14 protein-coding genes and 1 pseudogene are annotated in these 16,818 nt (G+C 47.8%); 4 read left to right on the forward strand and 11 right to left on the reverse strand.

The window, feature by feature from the left end; all coding sequences use genetic code 11:
* Window positions 1-27: 27 nt before the first annotated feature.
* Window positions 28-1,434 carry a SpoVR family protein gene (locus ACXN9U_RS09790; protein ID WP_489201574.1) on the reverse strand — a complete coding sequence of 469 codons (1,407 nt, stop codon included), beginning with the start codon at window positions 1,432-1,434 and terminating at the stop codon, window positions 28-30.
* Window positions 1,435-1,609: 175 nt separating this feature from the next.
* Between ACXN9U_RS09790 and ACXN9U_RS09795 the strand changes: the two genes are divergently transcribed.
* The 3 genes from ACXN9U_RS09795 to lytF all read left to right on the forward strand — a co-directional run bounded on the left by ACXN9U_RS09795 (window position 1,610) and on the right by lytF (window position 5,329).
* Window positions 1,610-3,124: a mechanosensitive ion channel gene (locus ACXN9U_RS09795; protein ID WP_060963195.1), complete on the forward strand. Its 1,515-nt coding sequence runs from the start codon at window positions 1,610-1,612 to the stop codon at window positions 3,122-3,124.
* A gap of 134 nt (window positions 3,125-3,258) precedes the next feature.
* Entirely contained in the window at window positions 3,259-3,693 is a 435-nt protein-coding gene (nsrR, locus tag ACXN9U_RS09800) for a nitric oxide-sensing transcriptional repressor NsrR (RefSeq protein WP_060963196.1), read from the forward strand.
* A gap of 178 nt (window positions 3,694-3,871) precedes the next feature.
* On the forward strand, window positions 3,872-5,329 hold the full coding sequence (gene lytF / locus ACXN9U_RS09805) for a peptidoglycan endopeptidase LytF (RefSeq protein ID WP_060963197.1): 1,458 nt from the start codon (window positions 3,872-3,874) through the stop codon (window positions 5,327-5,329).
* A gap of 41 nt (window positions 5,330-5,370) precedes the next feature.
* On the opposite strand, the gene ACXN9U_RS09810 is transcribed toward lytF, so the two are convergent.
* On the reverse strand, window positions 5,371-5,694 hold the full coding sequence (locus tag ACXN9U_RS09810; protein ID WP_060963198.1) for a DUF3889 domain-containing protein: 324 nt from the start codon (window positions 5,692-5,694) through the stop codon (window positions 5,371-5,373).
* 190 nt (window positions 5,695-5,884) lie between these two features.
* Between ACXN9U_RS09810 and ACXN9U_RS09815 the strand changes: the two genes are divergently transcribed.
* Entirely contained in the window at window positions 5,885-6,127 is a 243-nt protein-coding gene (locus tag ACXN9U_RS09815; RefSeq protein WP_016938402.1) for a YhdB family protein, read from the forward strand.
* Between the two features lie 14 nt (window positions 6,128-6,141).
* On the opposite strand, the gene ACXN9U_RS09820 is transcribed toward ACXN9U_RS09815, so the two are convergent.
* From ACXN9U_RS09820 to ACXN9U_RS09860, 9 genes and pseudogenes are all read right to left on the reverse strand, one after another.
* A complete protein-coding gene (locus ACXN9U_RS09820) occupies window positions 6,142-6,666 on the reverse strand; it encodes an NADPH-dependent FMN reductase (protein ID WP_060963199.1) in 525 nt (174 codons plus the stop codon).
* A pseudogene (locus tag ACXN9U_RS09825) lies at window positions 6,667-7,310 on the reverse strand (response regulator). It lies immediately after the preceding gene.
* Complete coding sequence (locus tag ACXN9U_RS09830; protein ID WP_060963200.1) at window positions 7,291-8,448, reverse strand: GAF domain-containing sensor histidine kinase; 1,158 nt, start codon at window positions 8,446-8,448, stop codon at window positions 7,291-7,293. Before ACXN9U_RS09830 ends, ACXN9U_RS09825 begins: the two are co-directional and overlap by 20 nt.
* 142 nt (window positions 8,449-8,590) lie before the next feature.
* Window positions 8,591-10,333 (reverse strand): phospho-sugar mutase, encoded by a 1,743-nt coding sequence (locus tag ACXN9U_RS09835; RefSeq protein WP_060963201.1) that lies wholly within the window; start codon window positions 10,331-10,333, stop codon window positions 8,591-8,593.
* Between the two features lie 132 nt (window positions 10,334-10,465).
* Window positions 10,466-12,133: a glycerol-3-phosphate dehydrogenase gene (glpD, locus tag ACXN9U_RS09840; RefSeq protein WP_016938407.1), complete on the reverse strand. Its 1,668-nt coding sequence runs from the start codon at window positions 12,131-12,133 to the stop codon at window positions 10,466-10,468.
* A gap of 138 nt (window positions 12,134-12,271) precedes the next feature.
* On the reverse strand, window positions 12,272-13,762 hold the full coding sequence (gene glpK, locus ACXN9U_RS09845) for a glycerol kinase GlpK (RefSeq protein ID WP_060963203.1): 1,491 nt from the start codon (window positions 13,760-13,762) through the stop codon (window positions 12,272-12,274).
* A 16-nt stretch (window positions 13,763-13,778) separates the two neighbouring features.
* Window positions 13,779-14,606 carry an MIP/aquaporin family protein gene (locus ACXN9U_RS09850; RefSeq protein WP_060963204.1) on the reverse strand — a complete coding sequence of 276 codons (828 nt, stop codon included), beginning with the start codon at window positions 14,604-14,606 and terminating at the stop codon, window positions 13,779-13,781.
* 172 nt (window positions 14,607-14,778) lie between these two features.
* Window positions 14,779-15,354, reverse strand: coding sequence for a glycerol-3-phosphate responsive antiterminator (locus ACXN9U_RS09855; protein WP_016938410.1), 576 nt, complete (start codon window positions 15,352-15,354; stop codon window positions 14,779-14,781).
* A gap of 16 nt (window positions 15,355-15,370) precedes the next feature.
* Window positions 15,371-16,723, reverse strand: coding sequence for an aspartate aminotransferase family protein (locus ACXN9U_RS09860; RefSeq protein WP_101605564.1), 1,353 nt, complete (start codon window positions 16,721-16,723; stop codon window positions 15,371-15,373).
* Window positions 16,724-16,818: the final 95 nt, after the last annotated feature.

Genomic DNA, 16,818 nt, shown 5'->3' on the forward strand with positions numbered 1-16,818 from the left:
GCGGGGTTTCCCTGCATCCTTTTTTCTTTACAGATATCTCCGGTGCACTCCTTTGCCGTCATACGAGAACATCACTTCCTTATCTTCAAGAACTGATTCGATATGCACGCTCCTGCCCCACAGCTGGTACAAGTACGGCAGCACCTTCTCCAAATATTTCAGATCAAGCTCAATTCCCTCATACCAATGCTTAATATAAAGCTCATTATTCTTCAGATAATCCCCATCATTGACAGTCAGATAAGGAAACCCGCCGTTTACCCGCATGTTCACGAGCTGATCGCGGACGGCCTTCCATTCCTTGTCGATCACTTTATAGTCCCTGCCCTGCTTTTGGAATAAATACAGATCCTCGCGCAGCACGAGATCTTTCGTCAAATAATTGCGGATAAAAGAAATATCTGATTCAATTTCCCTGACCTCAAACATTTTTTCACGGCCGGAACCGGGCTTTACCCCTGTTTTTTTCATTTCTTCTGTCGGGTTGTCGTAGCGCTCTTCAATGTCTTCAAAAATTTTCAGCCCTAAATAATACGGGTTGATTCCCGTTTTTGACGGCTGAACGACGCCTGCGTTCAGCTTCGCAAATTCGATGGCTTCATCTGAAGTCAAATCAAGCTCGCGGATAATCCGCTGATGCCAATAGGATGCCCAGCCTTCGTTCATGATTTTTGTTTCCAGCTGAGGCCAGAAATACAGCATTTCTTCTCTCATCATGGTTAAAATATCTCGCTGCCACGGTTCAAGCTCCCGGGAATGCTCCTCGATAAACAGCAGAATGTCTTTTTCCGGCCGGGGCGGAAACGCTTTTTTCCCTTTTTTCTTTTTCACCGGCTTCGGCTTATCCATTCCCCATAAATCATCGTAAGGCGATGACGCGTTTTCCTCTTCGTCGTCCTCCTCGTCATCGATGCTCCACTGCAGCTTCGGCCTGACGAGCGACGGATCAATATGCTCCTGAACCGCCAGAATGGCATCTAAAAAGGACTCCACCTCTTTAATTCCGTGAATTCTTTCATAATGCTTAATCCGCTCCGCCGCAGCCGCCATACTCTCGACCATGTCCCGGTTCGTATTTTGAAAGCGGCAGTTATTTTTGAAAAAATCACAATGGGCCAGGACATGGGCTACAATTAATTTATTTTGGATCAGCGAATTGCTGTCCAGCAAAAAAGCGTAGCAAGGGTTGGAATTAATGACAAGTTCATAAATTTTGCTCAAACCGAGATCATAATGGAGTTTCATCTTGTGAAATTGTTTGCCGAAACTCCAGTGGCTGAATCTCGTCGGCATGCCGTACGCGCCGAATGTATAAATAATTTCAGCCGGGCAAATTTCGTATCTCATCGGGTAGAAATCAAGGCCGAATCCCTTCGCAATGTCGGTTATTTCCTCAATTGCCCGCTGTAAACCTTTTGTCTCCTCCGCGTTCAACCGAATCCCCCCTACTTGGACTTATTTATAATGTATGACCCCTCCTCTCAAAAGATGAAATAACAGGCGGGTTTCCGTCTGAAAACTTTCGGCACATCCGTCCCGTTTGCTTTATATGTAAGTGGGTAAAACACACACCATACCCCATAAAAAAAAGAAAAAGGAGCGATTCTACTTGAACACAGCAGACATGCTTACTACGTATCTCAGCAAACTGCCGAATCTGATCATTGCACTGCTCGTCCTGCTTATCGGCTGGGGCATTGCGAAAATCATTGAAAAAGCCGTATACAAAGGCCTGCAAAAAACAAAAATCGACGACAGGCTGTTCGCCGAAAAAAAGCCGGCGCGCTATTCCTCGGAAAAAGTCATCAGTAAAGTCATTTATTTTATCGCATTAATTATCGTTTTTATTCTATTCTTTAACATTCTGCATCTGACAACCGTGGCTTCGCCTTTTGTCAGCATGCTGTCGGCGATAACGGCGGCTGTGCCGAGCATTTTAAAAGCCGGTTTGATTCTGCTCTTGGGATGGGCGGCTGCTTCGCTTTTCAGCTATCTCGTCAAAAAAGCGGGCATGAAACTGGCTGAAAACGGCTGGATCAGAAAATGGACCATGGTTTCTGAAGAGGCGGAGATGAGCAAGTCCGTTACGGCCGCTTCACGAATCGTTTTTTATTTCGTCTTGCTCCTGTTCCTGCCGGGCGTCTTGTCCGCTCTTCAAATCAGCGGAGTATCAGGGCCGTTTACACATATGATCCAAAGCGTGTTATCCTTTATACCGAAATTATTCGCCGCGGCGCTGATTGTCTTAATCGGCTGGCTTGTTGCCCGTCTCGTCCGTGATATCGTCACAAACTTTCTGGCGAGTATCGGCACGGAAAGACTTGCCGCACGTATGGGGCTTTCTATTTACCTGAAGGATACAAGCCTGTCGGCAATCATCGGAACGATTGTCTACGTGCTGATTTTCATTCCGGTGGTCATTTCTGCGCTTGACCGGCTTGATATTGCGGGCATTTCTGAACCCGCCTCAGCCATGCTGAACACGGTCTTTACAATGCTTCCTAATATCATCATCGGTATTGTGCTGATTATCGCCAGCATCTGGATCGGAAAATGGGTAAACAGTATTGTATCAGGGCTGCTGCACCGGGCCGGGTTTGACTCTCTTCTCGGAAAAATGGGCTTTGAACAGGCGGATCGTCCGAAGCTTACGCTTTCTCAAACGGTCGGCATGATTGCGCAGATCATCATCGTCCTGCTCTTTACGGCAGAGGCGCTGCAGCTGGTTCATCTCGAATTTCTCGTCGTCATCGCGACCGGGATTATCGCTTACCTGCCTAATGTTCTGGCCGCTGTATTTATTCTCGGAATCGGGCTTTTGGCCGGACAGCTTGTCAGCAGACTGCTTGTCGGCATGCTGAGCGGGAAAGAATTCAGATTCCTGGCGCCTCTTGCGAAATATACGATTATCACGCTCTCAATCTTTATGGCGCTGGATCAGCTCGGTGTCGCCGACACGATCGTAAATGCCGCATTTATTCTGATCCTGGGCGGTTTCGCGCTTGCCTTCGGACTTTCATTCGGTCTTGGCGGAAAAGAATTTGCTTCCCGTTATCTGGCGAAATTGGACCGCAAAATTGAAAAACATCAATCGGCTGATGACCGTAAACCGCCGATGTCTTAACGAAAAAAACGTGTGCTCGGAAGGAGCGCACGTTTTTTTTTTTGAGATTGATGGGCAAATTCCTTTTTTTTCATTTTGAAATCCTATATGATAAACTGTAACAGAAGCAAAATCTCTTTTTTCGAGGTCATTCTATGAAATTAACGAACTATACCGATTATTCTTTACGCGTTTTGATTTTTTTGGCTTCCAGACATTCCGAAGAACTTTCCAACATAAAAGAAATCGCCGACACATATTCCATCTCTAAAAACCACCTCATGAAAGTCATTTACCGTCTCGGACAGCTCGGGTATGTGGAAACGATCCGGGGCCGCGGAGGCGGAATCCGATTAGGAATGAAACCGGAAGACATTAACATTGGAGAAGTCGTTCGGCATACAGAAGACGACTTCAACATCGTAGAATGCTTTGACTCCCAAAAAAATCTCTGTATCATATCTCCCGCCTGCAACTTAAAGAATCTGCTGAATGAAGCCCTGCAAGCTTATCTGGCCGTTTTGGACAAATATACGTTAAGGGACCTGGTCAAAAATAAAGAGGAGATTATGAGACTGCTCAGAAGCTGAAGGAATGCCCGCATTCCTTCTTTTTTTATGCCTGCATAAGAAAAAAGAACTATTTCTACTAATATGATAAATGATTGCAGACAAGTGCCGATATAAAGATTATCATTACTGTTATCCTCACCTTGCGGCTGCAACGAATGGGGATAGTAAAATCATCGCAGGAAAAAGGAGATTCACTATGAAAAAAAAGGTAGCGGTCGGTTTGACTGCATCTGCGATTGTCGGGTCTGCGTTAGCTGTAACACCGGCAGAAGCACAAACGATTAAGGTCAAAAGCGGAGATTCATTATGGAAGCTTGCCCAAACCTACAATACAAGCGTGGATGCCATTTCATCAGCCAATCATTTAAAATCCACCGTTATTTCCATCGGGCAGACGCTCAACATCCCTAACGGCAAATCAGATTCCGGCAGCCCGGCGCCATCTTCAAAGAACAGCAGCAAGACGACAAGTGTGTATACGGTGAAAAGCGGAGACTCGCTGTGGCTGATCGCGTCTGATTTTAAAATGTCCGTACAGGAACTGAAAAAACTGAACGGCCTGTCAAGCGACTTAATCCGCGCCGGACAGAAGCTGCAAGTGAGGGGGAACGTTTCCTCAAGCACCGACAAGACAAAAACCGTGCCGGGCAGCAGCTCAAACAGCAGTAAAAATCAGTCATCTTCATCTTCCGGGACATATAAAGTCAAACTCGGCGATTCGCTCTGGAAGATCGCAAACAGCGTCAATATGACCATTGCGGAACTCAAAGTATTAAACAACTTAAAAACGGATACGATCTACGTAAACCAAGTCCTGAAAACAAAAGGAACGTCTTCTTCGGGAAACACGCCGTCAAAAGACAATTCAAACAAAAATCAAAACCAGACGCAAACATCATCTTATACAGTAAAAAGCGGAGACTCGCTCTGGAAGATCGCAAACGCATACAATATGACGGTTCAGCAAATCAGAAGCATCAATAAACTGACGTCAGACATGCTGCGGGTCGGACAAGTGCTGAAGCTGACAAAAACGTCATCTTCCGGTTCTTCGTCTTCACCGTCAGCTCCGAACCCGTCCGGAGATACAGGGAAAACCACTACATATACCGTGAAAAGCGGGGATTCTTTATGGGTGATCGCCCAAAAGTTCAATGTGACCGCCCAGCAGATCCGCGAGAAAAACAATTTGAAAACAGATGTGCTTCAAATCGGACAGAAGCTGACGATTACAGGACAGCAGTCAAACACGACACCGAATCAGTCCGGCAGCACAGGCGGCACAGGTTCAACAAGCGCGAAGATTAATGTAATGATCGATGCCGCAAAAGCTCAGCTGGGTGTACCGTATGTATGGGGCGGGACAACGCCGAGAGGCTTTGACTGCAGCGGTTTTATTTATTACGTTCTTAATAAGGTCACTTCCGTATCCAGACTTTCAGCCGCAGGCTACTGGAATACGATGACATCAGTCAGCCAGCCGGCGGTCGGTGACTTTGTCTTTTTCTCAACTTATAAAGCCGGTCCTTCTCACGTCGGCATTTATCTCGGAAACGGACAGTTTATTAATGCCAACGATTCGGGTGTCGTCATTTCCAGCATGAACAATTCCTATTGGAAACAGCGCTACCTCGGAGCGAAACGATTCTTCTGATACAGACAAGCTGCACAGCCGAAAAGGCTGTGCAGCTTTTTTTACAGCCTGAAAATATTAATGCTGATCACATGTTTAGTCACGGGGTGAAAATACACTTCAGCACGGGAGGAAAACGTCTCTTTTTTTGTTTGCACCGTTACGCGAAACACGTCTTTCGTCTGTTCCCGGTTTACTTTCGTACGGCCCATGTACGAATAATCGGTAAGCTCGGCCCCCTTGTATTCACGTTCCAGCTGGTTCCATGCAAGCTGCTCCCATTTTCCGGCTGATGGATCGAGGTGTTCTGTATGCCCTTTTTCAGCGATTGAGGCAATGAGAATGCCGCAAAACAAGAGGGCAAGCGTAAATGGAAGGAATTTCATCTTTATGTTCTCCTGAGTCGTTTTTGTCAATCTTAGCGTGTCCAAAGAAGAGACGGATATGCGTTTTTATTTTATGTCTCCCTCATATTGCTATGCCCAATTTATACGGACACCAACTTTTCCCCCGTTGCATCCGGGCTTCGGCGGCATACACTAACGGAGAACTTCTCATTGAAAGGGGAAGCGTAAGATGGATCATGCCGATTATGATAAAGCCTTATATTACACACACCGGTCTCAATGGGACAATTTATTAATTTTGATGGTGCGTACGAAAGATGATTTGTTATCAAAGCGTATTGAGCACTTTCTGCATGCATATCATTTTGAACTTGATTATGCGGTGCTTGAAAAAGAGCTGTATTCCCTTCTCAGGTATATTGATCATGCGGCAGAGCTCGCGTATGAAGATCAATTAGCCATGCTGACATAAAAACAATCCCGGCGTCACGCGCCGGGATTCCCCATGTTTGTAAACATATTCAGCTCTTCCATCATGTCTGTCAGGCTGACCGCCATATCCTCAGATACGGTCCGGCGCTCCATGTCGATGTGAATCGGGTCTAAGACCAGCTGTTTCGGGATGACATTTGCATAGACGCCCCTCATCACAGTCCGCATATTCGCCAGCGCGTTCATGCCGCCTTTTCCCCCGCCCGCCGCTGCAATGATGGCCGCCGGTTTGTATCTCCAGCAGTCACTGCTTAAAAAATCAATGGCGTTTTTTAAAGCGCCGCTCATGCCGCTGTGATACTCGGGAGATAATAAGACGACGGCAGACGACTTTTTCACCTGCCGCCTTAACTCTTGCACTGAGGGCAGATCGTTCTGTTCTTCTTCACCGTTATAAAGCGGCAGTTCACTTTTGCTTAAATCAATAAAATCGGTTTGAAACCGGTCTCTGTTATACGAAGCGGCAATTCTTGTCCGCCCGTTTTTTCTCGGCGTGCCGCTGATCACTAATATGCTCATTTAGTTTACCGCCTTTCCGGAAACATTGTATTTTACGGCATACAATGCCGCTTGTGTCCTGTCTGAAAGATTCAGCTTTGACAGCAGATTGGACACATGGGTCTTCACTGTTTTTTCAGAAATAAACAGAGCTGCGGCAATTTCCTTATTGCTTTTCCCTTTGGCTATTTCTTGAAGAACATCTTTTTCACGGGGAGTCAGCTGATCATATTTTTCCTTATCCTGATCCTCCTGAACCATATGTGTCAGCACGTGAGGCACAATATCCGCAGAGAGCCGGTACCGTCCGGAATACACTTCCCGGAGTGTTTTCACTAAATCATCGGGCTGGGCGTCTTTCAGCTGATACGCTTTGGCCCCGGCTTTAAGGGCGGGAATGACATGCTGCGGGTCGGAATAGCTCGTCAAAACGACGATACGGATGTCCGGAAATCGTTCAGCCGCGATTTTTGCCGCTTCAATGCCGTCCATATCAGGCATTGATAAATCCATTAAACGATGTCAGGCTTCGTTAGTTCAGCTTGCTGAAGCGCTTCAGCACCGGTAGACGCCTCACCGACAACTTCAATATCTTCCTGAGTGGCGAAGAAAAAGCGCAGTCCTTTGCGGACAACGTGATGATCATCAGCGATCACAATTTTCATCAATCAGACCTCCTATCCCGTAAAATGGAAGCCGAACGGAGACAATCGTACCGGCGCCAAGCTCAGATTGCAATGCAAACCGGCCTCCGATTGCTTCGGCGCGCGATTTCATACCCGCAATGCCAAGTGACGGCAGTCCCGCATGCGCATCAGCGCTGAAGCCCGCTCCATGGTCGATAATGCGAAGCTCAGCATGATCCGGCTTTTTAACGGCAGAAATGATAACCCGGTCCGTTCCCGCATGCTTTTTACAGTTATTCAAGGCTTCTTGAGCGATCCGCCAAAGCGCGTGTTCCTGTTCATCCGTAAGCTTCAGTTCATCTTCCATGTCACAGACGGCTTCCAGACCGATGAGAGCGGCATAGCTTTTGATCGACGCATACAGCCCTTTCGTTAAACTTTCCGGTCTCAGCTGCCAAATAAGCGTCCTCATTTCTGTCAACGCATCCTGCGACAGCTCTTGGATGAACGTAATCATCTGCCGGAGCCGTTCATCATCTGTAAAGCTTTTAGCGGCTTTTGCCGTTAAGCTGACGGAAAACAGCATCTGATTGACGGAATCATGCAGCTCTTGCGCCAGTCTGCTCCGTTCCATCAGCAGGGCGTTCTGCTGCGCAAATTCGGCCAGTTTCATCCGCTGGATCGCCGTTCCGATTTGGAATGCGACCCCTTCAAGAAGATGCAGTTCTTCTTCGCTGAAAAACGTCTTTTCTCCTGCAGCGACGTTTAATAAACCGAATGTCCGGCCGCCGTCTTCAAGCGGAACAGTCGCATGATGGGTAATGCCTTCGGTGTCGCTGCAGTCCGTCGTCTGTTCCGCAAATTCAATCCGTTTACAATTCATAATGTTTACAGCCTTGGTCAATCCGCCATTGCTGAATTTGGTCAGACAATAGCAGTCCCCGCTGCACATTAATGCGTTTTCCCGCTGACCGAGAGCCGGCGGTAAATAAGCGGATGCGGCGAGCGTATAGGACCCGTCCGGATCAATCAGAAAAATCCACCCTGTCTGCAGCCCGGTCAGGCTGAGCAGTTCGCGCAGGACTTTATCAAGCGCTTCCTTCATATCGTGGCATTGGTTTAAGGTTTCCGCAATCGCTTTTAAGGTTTTTAAGGTTTCTACCGTCGTTTTCGTCAAACTCCCTCACTCCGGCCATTCAGAATTATCCATATTATATCAATTCTAATCTGTATTTGCCTTTGCTTCAGCATGATTTTTCCTCATACTTTCGGATGAGGCGTAAAAAAACCGCCGGATATCGCTTCCGGCGGTTTTTTGTTTATTTCGTTTTTTCCACTATGGCATCCACCGTTTTCATGACGGCTTCAGATAATGCGGCAAGACGCTGTTCGCTGTCTTGTAAAGAAGTTCCCTTCACTGCGAAGTAGAACTTGACTTTCGGCTCCGTTCCGGATGGACGGAGGCAGAACCAAGAGCCGTCTTCAAGGAAATATTTCAGAACATTTGACTTCGGAAGATCAATATCTTCTTCACGATGATCGGCAAATACAGTCCGTTTTCCCGTTGAATAGTCTTCAGCCTGCGTGATTTGTTTTCCGGCCATCTGCTTCGGCGGATCGTTTCGGAATGACGTCAGGATAGCGGAAATCTGCTCTGCTCCCTGTTTTCCTTTTAACGTCAATGACTTCAAACCTTCACGGTAATAACCGTATTCTTTAAAAATGGACAGCAGCGCGTCATAAAGCGACATGCCCTGCTTTTTATAAAAGGCGCATACTTCGACGGCTAACAGCGCAGCCTGGATCGCATCTTTGTCACGCGCGAAATCGCCGATTAAGTAGCCGTAGCTTTCTTCATACCCGAACTGGAACGTGTATTGTCCGGTTTTTTCATATTCTTTGATCTTTTCACCGATAAATTTGAAGCCTGTCAGCGTGTCGACCGTATCTAACCCGAACGATGAAGCGACGGCGCGGCCCAATTCACTTGTGACAATCGTTTTCATGACGACGCCGTTCTCAGGAAGGACGCCCTGTTTTTTCTTTTCAGAAAGCAGGTAGTGCAATAAAAGCGCGCCTGTCTGGTTCCCCGTCAGCACCGTATACTTGCCTTCACTGTTTTTTGCGGCAATGCCGAGACGGTCGGCATCCGGGTCCGTAGCGACGAGAATATCGGCGTTTTGTTCTTCTCCCAGTTTAATGGCATATTCGAATGCCGCGTGCTCTTCAGGATTTGGCGATTTGACGGTTGAAAAATCCGGATCCGGAAGCTCCTGTTCCTTTACGACAGTGACGTTTTTGTAACCTAGCGCTTCGAGACCGCGGCGTACCGGTTTATTCGCCGTGCCGTGCAGCGGAGTGAACACGACGCTCACGTCGACTTCTTCCGAAAGCTCGGGATGGACGGAGATGGAAGTCAGTTTTTCAGTATAGGATGTATCAATTTCTTCGCCGATGATCTTAATTAAACCTTTTTCCTTCAACGCCTGTTCATCTTCAACTTGAATCGTTAATTCATTTTCAATCGCATTCACTTCCGCAATGACGATGTCCGCTTCTTTCGGCGGCAGCTGTGCCCCGTCATCGCCGTACACTTTATATCCGTTATATTCAGGCGGGTTATGGCTGGCCGTCACGACGATACCCGCATAAGCGTTCAGTTCTCTCACCGCAAAAGACAGCTCAGGCGTCGGGCGGAGCTCATCAAATACGTATGTTTGAATGCCTTGGGAAGCAAGGGTTTTGGCTGCTTCCATCGCAAACTCAGGAGATTTATGACGGGAGTCGTACGCGATCGCAACGCCTCTTTTTTTCGCTTCTTCTCCTTGTTTTGCGATATACGCAGCAAGCCCGGCGGATGCTTTGCGGACCGTGTAAATGTTCATTCTGTTTGTGCCCGGCCCGATTTCTCCTCTCATGCCTCCTGTTCCGAACTCAAGATTTTTGTAGAAAAAGTCTTCCAGCAGCTGCTCGTTTCCTTCTGCGTCCGCCAATAATTTTTTTAATTCTGAATCTAATTGTTCGGCCTGATTCCAGCGTTCGTAACTCTTACTCCAACTCATGTTCGTCCTCCTATAATTTCAGCTTATGACCATATTTTAATATGAAGCGGCTGTCCGTGTCACTTGATAACTTAACACAGCGCTTTATGTAAAAAGAAGGGCTCATGCCTTTTCGGCACAGCCCTCCGGTTATTATTGTTCGAGCGGAACAACCGCATCGTGCAGCAGCGTGTTTAACCACTCGGTATGTTTCGCTTTCGTTTCGTCATCCCATTGGAACCGGTCGCTCATGTAATCAATCACAGCCGTTTTATACGTTTGCACCCATTTGATGTCGAAGAACAGTCTGCCCGTTCTGCGGACGAAGAAATCAGCAGGTGTCGCAGCCATCTCTTCTTCAATGCTGTAAGCCGCTTCCGCCAGAATGTGAACCGGAATCTGGCGTTTTGCCGCTTCATCTTTCAGGCCTTCAATCCGGCTGAATACATTTTCGACGTTAGAGCCGTATCTGATGGCTAACTGTTTAGCTGTTTCCTGTGATAAACCGATTTTCAATCCGTCTTTTGTCTTTGCTTCCACAAATGACTCGAAGTTTTTAGAGCCGCCGACATGTCCGCCGGAAATCGGCATCGTCTTCGTCTTACAGCCGCCGAAGTCCTGGCCGCCCTCTTCTTTTAAGCGGTCGCGGACAAGATCGACAATGTGCTCAGCCATTTTACGGTAGCCCGTCAGTTTTCCTCCGGCGATTGTGATCAAGCCAGATTGAGATGTCCAGATTTCATCTTTACGGGAGATCTCGGACGGATCTTTTCCTTCTTCGTGAATGAGCGGTCTGAGGCCGGCCCAGCTTGATTCAATATCGTCCGCCGTAATATTCAGTTCCGGGAACATATAATTGATGGAGCTGACGACATAATCACGATCCTGCACCGTCATGCGCGGATGCTCAAGCTTTTGTTTATAAACCGTGTCTGTCGTGCCCACGTATGTTTTTCCTTCACGCGGAATGGCGAACACCATCCGTCCGTCCGGCGTGTCAAAATATACAGCCTGTTTAAGCGGGAATACGGATTGGTCGAATACGAGATGGACCCCTTTTGTATGCTGGAGATGCTTTCCGCTTTTGCTGTGGTCTTTTTCTCTCAGCTCGTCGACCCAAGGACCTGTCGCATTGACGATTTTTTTTGCGTAAACTTTGTATTCCTTGCCTGACAGCAGATCTTCAATTAAAACGCCGACGACTTTTCCTTTTTCATAAAGCAGCTCTTTCACTTTAGAATAGTTGACAGGCTCCGCACCGAACTTAACGGCTTCTTTCATGACTTCAATCGTCAGTCTCGCGTCGTCCGTCCGGTACTCTACATAGTAGCCTCCGCCTTTTAAGCCGTCTTTTTTGACGAGCGGTTCTTTTTGCAGCGTTTCTTTTGCAGACAGCATGCTTCTGCGCTCTGATTTTTTTACCCCTGCTAAATAGTCATATACACGCAGACCGATGGACGTAGAGAATGAACCGAATGTGCCTCCTTTATGGAACGGAAGCAGCATCCATTCCGGCGTCGTGACGTGCGGGCCGTTTTCGTATACAATGGCACGTTCTTTACCGACTTCAGCCACCATTTTGACTTCGAATTGCTTCAGATAACGCAAACCGCCATGGACAAGCTTTGTGGATCGGCTTGATGTGCCGGCCGCGAAATCCTGCATTTCGCTCAAAGCGACTTTCATTCCCCTTGAAGCAGCGTCAAGCGCCGTACCGGCACCCGTAATGCCTCCGCCTATAATAAACAGATCGTATGTTTTTTTAGTCATGTCTTCCAGCATATGATCCCGTTCCAAACTCGAAAATTGGTGATTCATCATTACGTTTCCTCCTTGTTGTCACGGTATAGAAAAAGAGACCACAACAGCCAAAGCGCATGTTATCACTTTGGTGCTGTGGTCTCTCCTCATCTCAGGACCGTTCCTATTAACTTGTTTTCAGTATATCATAATTTGATCTTACTTAAAAGCCATAGCTGCATTTACTGCTTTTTTCCATCCGCCGTACAATTCATCGCGTTTTTCATCTTCCATTTCCGGTTTGAATTGCTTATCCAGATTCCACTGATCGGCGATTTCAGTGCTGTCCTTCCAGTAGCCGACAGCGATTCCGGCCAAATACGCGGCACCGAGCGCAGTCGTTTCATTAATTTCCGGACGTTCGACCGGCACATCAAGCAAGTCGCTTTGGAACTGCATAAGGAAATTATTTTTAACCGCTCCGCCGTCTACACGCAACGTTTTTAAAGAGATGCCTGAATCAGCTTCCATGGCATCAAGCACATCTTTCGCCTGATAAGCGAGAGATTCAAGCGTAGCCCGGATAAAATGCTCCTTCGTCGTTCCGCGTGTCAGGCCGAAAACCGAGCCGCGCACGTCACTGTCCCAGTACGGTGTGCCCAATCCGACGAAAGCGGGTACGACATAAACACCGTCAGCGGAATCCACACGCTCTGCGTATGTCTCGCTTTCTTTCGAATCATGGAACATCCGCATGCCGTCTCTCAGCCATTGGATGGCAGAACCTGCGACAAAGATGCTTCCTTCCAGCGCATACTCGACTTTTCCGTCTAATCCCCAGGCGATCGTCGTCAGAAGGCCGTGCTCTGAAGCAATGGCTTTTTCTCCGGTATTCATGAGCATAAAGCAGCCTGTGCCGTATGTGTTTTTCCCCATGCCTTCTTCAAAGCACGCCTGACCGAACAGCGCTGACTGCTGGTCTCCGGCCGCACCCGCAATCGGAATATTTTTGCCGAAGAAATGATAATCAACCGTTTTCGCGTACACATGAGAAGACGGTTTCACCTCCGGCAGCATTGATTTCGGCACGCCTAAAATGTCAAGAAGCTCGTCATCCCATTTTAATTCATGGATATTAAACATCAGCGTTCTTGAAGCGTTGGAATAATCCGTTACGTGCGCCGCGCCTCCGGACATTTTCCAGATGAGCCATGAATCAATCGTTCCGAAAAGGAGATTTCCGTTTTCCGCTTTTTCCCGCGCGCCTTCTACATTGTCAAGAATCCATTTGACTTTCGTTCCTGAGAAATAAGGGTCGATCAGAAGTCCCGTTTTTTCTCTGAATGTATCATTATATCCTTTTTCACGAAGCTCTTCGCAAATGCCGGATGTTTGTCTCGATTGCCACACAATCGCATTGTATACCGGCTTTCCGGTATCTTTATCCCATACGACCGTCGTTTCCCTTTGGTTCGTGATGCCGATGCCGGAAATTTGGTCCGCGCTGATTCCGGACTCTGAGATCACAGTCGCGATAACGGCGAGCACCGATCCCCAAATTTCGTTCGCATTATGCTCCACCCAGCCCGGCTGAGGGAAGTGCTGTGTGAATTCCTTTTGAGCGGAATGCACGATTTTTCCTTCTTTATTAAAAAGAATCGCTCTTGAACTTGTTGTGCCTTGGTCAATTGATAAAATATAGGTCTCCATGATGCCGCTCTCCTTTTTAAATATATTCAGAATTTGATAATGTTTTTCGTGATTGAGATTTCTTGGTATAAACATAGAGTATGAAAAGCAATACAACCATTATAACGCTTACAAACCAAAAGCTAGATGTCACATTTCCTTTAAACGCGGCATTGTAAAATACGCCGCCGAACGCACCGCCCATGATCGGACCGATAACGGGAATCCAGGCATATTTCCAATTTGACGGCCCTTTTTTCGGAATCGGCAGAAAGGCGTGCGCGATTCTCGGCCCCAAATCCCGCGCAGGGTTGATCGCATACCCGGTCGTTCCTCCGAGAGAAATTCCGATAGCCACGATGAGGAATCCGACAATCAGCGGGTTCAGCCCTTTTGTAAATTCATTCGCTCCGATTGCCAAAATGCCGAGCACAAGCACAAATGTCCCAATGACTTCACTTATCATATTCCCAAATGTATGAGGAATACTCGGTCCGGTCGAGAAAACGCCCAGCTTAGCGGCCGGATCATCCGTCGCCTTCCAATGCGGCAGATAATGAAGGTACACAATAACCGCACCGATTATTGCTCCGATCATCTGTCCCGCAATATAGACAGGGACTTCTTTCCAAGGAAAACTGCCTTCAAGCGCAAGGCCTATCGTTAAAGCCGGATTCAAGTGAGCGCCGCTGATTCCGCCGACAGCATATGCCGCCATGGCTACTCCAAGCCCCCAGCCGAATACAACAACAATCCATCCGGATTGGTATGAAAGCGATTTCTTTAAATTGACTCCCGCACAAACGCCGCCGCCGAAAATAATAAGCAGCATTGTACCGATTACTTCTCCCCAAAATGCTGTCATCATCATTCCTCCTAAATGACATAATAGCAGGTTTGACAGAGTTATAGAGAATAAAAAACCCACAACAGACCGCTTTACGCTTTATTGCTGCCGTAAAGAGCTGTTGTGGGTCTCCGGGTCTCCATCACATAGTATTAACCTAGGTCTATTGTAACAACGGGTGTAAGCGGTGTCAATCTTTTTTTGTCATAGAATGTTCATATTTAGCCCACAGCTCGGTGTCTGAAGTCGTGACAGCCGTGGCCCCCGCCTGCAAAGCGTTTTCAACATCCTGTTCCGTGCGGATAAAGCCGCCGGCAAAAATCGGAATGCCCGTCATCTCTTTAATTTCCCGGATTAAAGTCGGAACGATGCCCGGGAGAACCTCGATAAAGTCAGGCTTATGCTTCCCGACGAATTCCATGCTCTTTTCCATCGCGCTCGTATCCAAGAGAAACAGACGCTGGATCGCATATATTTTCTTTTGTTTCGCTTTGACGATGACGGCCGATCTCGTCGAAATGATGCCGGCGGGCCGGATGTCCTGACAAATAAATTCAGCCCCGTATTCATCATGCTTAATGCCGTGAATTAAATCGACGTGAACCATCAGGTGTTTTCCGTGTTTTTTCGCTTCATTCACGACACCTTTTAATTGACCGAGGTGAATATCTAAAATAACGCCGTATAAGAACGGACTTTCTAAAAATGCATCGAATTGCTTCATGTTCCGGATAGCCGGTAAAATCTGCTGGTTGTGAAAACTCATGTTTTACTCCTTTACATTAAAAATCAATGCTCAGCACGCTTTCTTTGACCGTTGAAATGATGAAAGAAAGCTCCTCGTCAGAAAGGCAGAAAGGCGGTGAAAGCTGAATGACATTATTATATCCCGCTGCGGTATCGCCATTTTTCCCGACGAGCAGGCCTTTTTTCTTACAGGCGGTGATGACGTGCTGGACAGCGGCGGCATCAGCGGGTTCTTTCGTGATTTTGTCCTTTACGAGCTCGATGCCGGCAAGAAGGCCCTTTCCCCGTACATCTCCGACCGCGGGATGTTCTCTGAGCGGCTGAAGCTCCCTGAGCAGCCTTTCGCCAAGCTCCCGGGAACGGGCGATCAGATTTTCCTCCTCCATCAATTGCAGGTTTTTCAAAGCAAGGGCGCAGGCTGCCGGATTGCCTCCGAATGTATTCACGTGCCGGAAACGGCCGTACGGCTCACCGTCCGAATACGCTTCAAAAATCTCCCGTTTCACCGCCGTCGCCGACAGCGGCAGGTAAGCGCTCGTGATGCCTTTTGCCATTGTGACGATGTCCGGTGAAACGCCGTAATGCTGAAATCCGAACGGCTCTCCCGTGCGGCCGAAACCGCAGATGACTTCATCACTGATAAGCAGCGCGCCGTGGCGGCGGCAAATGTCCTCTACCTTTGCCATATACCCGTCCGGGGGCATCAGTATACCTCCGCCTGTAATAATCGGTTCCATAATAACGCCGGCAATCGTTTCGCTTAATTCCCACGTCATGATCCGGTCGATTTCATGTGCGCTTTCCAATGTGTCAGCATCGGCGGGATTCCGATAGAGATCAGGCGGCGCCGCATGCAAAAATCCTTGGGAGAGCGGCTCGTATTTGTATTTTCTCTGCGCCTGGCCGGTAGCGGCGAGCGCCCCCATCGTATTGCCGTGATAGCCCCTGTACCGGGAGATGAATTTGAAGCGGCTGTGATCGCCGTTTTCAATGTGGTATTGGCGGGCAATTTTGAACGCGGTTTCATTTGCTTCCGATCCGCTGTTGGAAAAGAAGATTACATAATCGCCGCCGAGCCATTCATTCAGTTTTTCCGCAAGTTCAATCGCAGGTTGATGGCTTTGGGTCAGCGGATAATAAGGAAGCTCCTTCAATTGGCTGTATGCCGCATCGGCAAGCTCCTTTCTCCCGTATCCGATATTGACGCACCATAGTCCTGACATGCCGTCCAAATACCGCCTGCCGTCAATGTCCGTAACCCAGGCGCCTTCCCCTTTTTGGACGATTATGCTGTCATCCGGCTCCGCCCCTTTCATCGCGTGCCAAATCAGCTCTTTATCCTTTTGTTTGAGTGACTGATTTTTTTGTACATGTTCCACACCGCTCATCTCCCTTTCAATATCATTGCACTGTATCGAAAGCTGCCCGGCTTCTGACGCCGATTCTCTTGGTGAAGTTTTCCTCTTAATAAGAATATAAAGGC

It is taken from the genome of Bacillus sp. BACIII, from assembly GCF_057836745.1.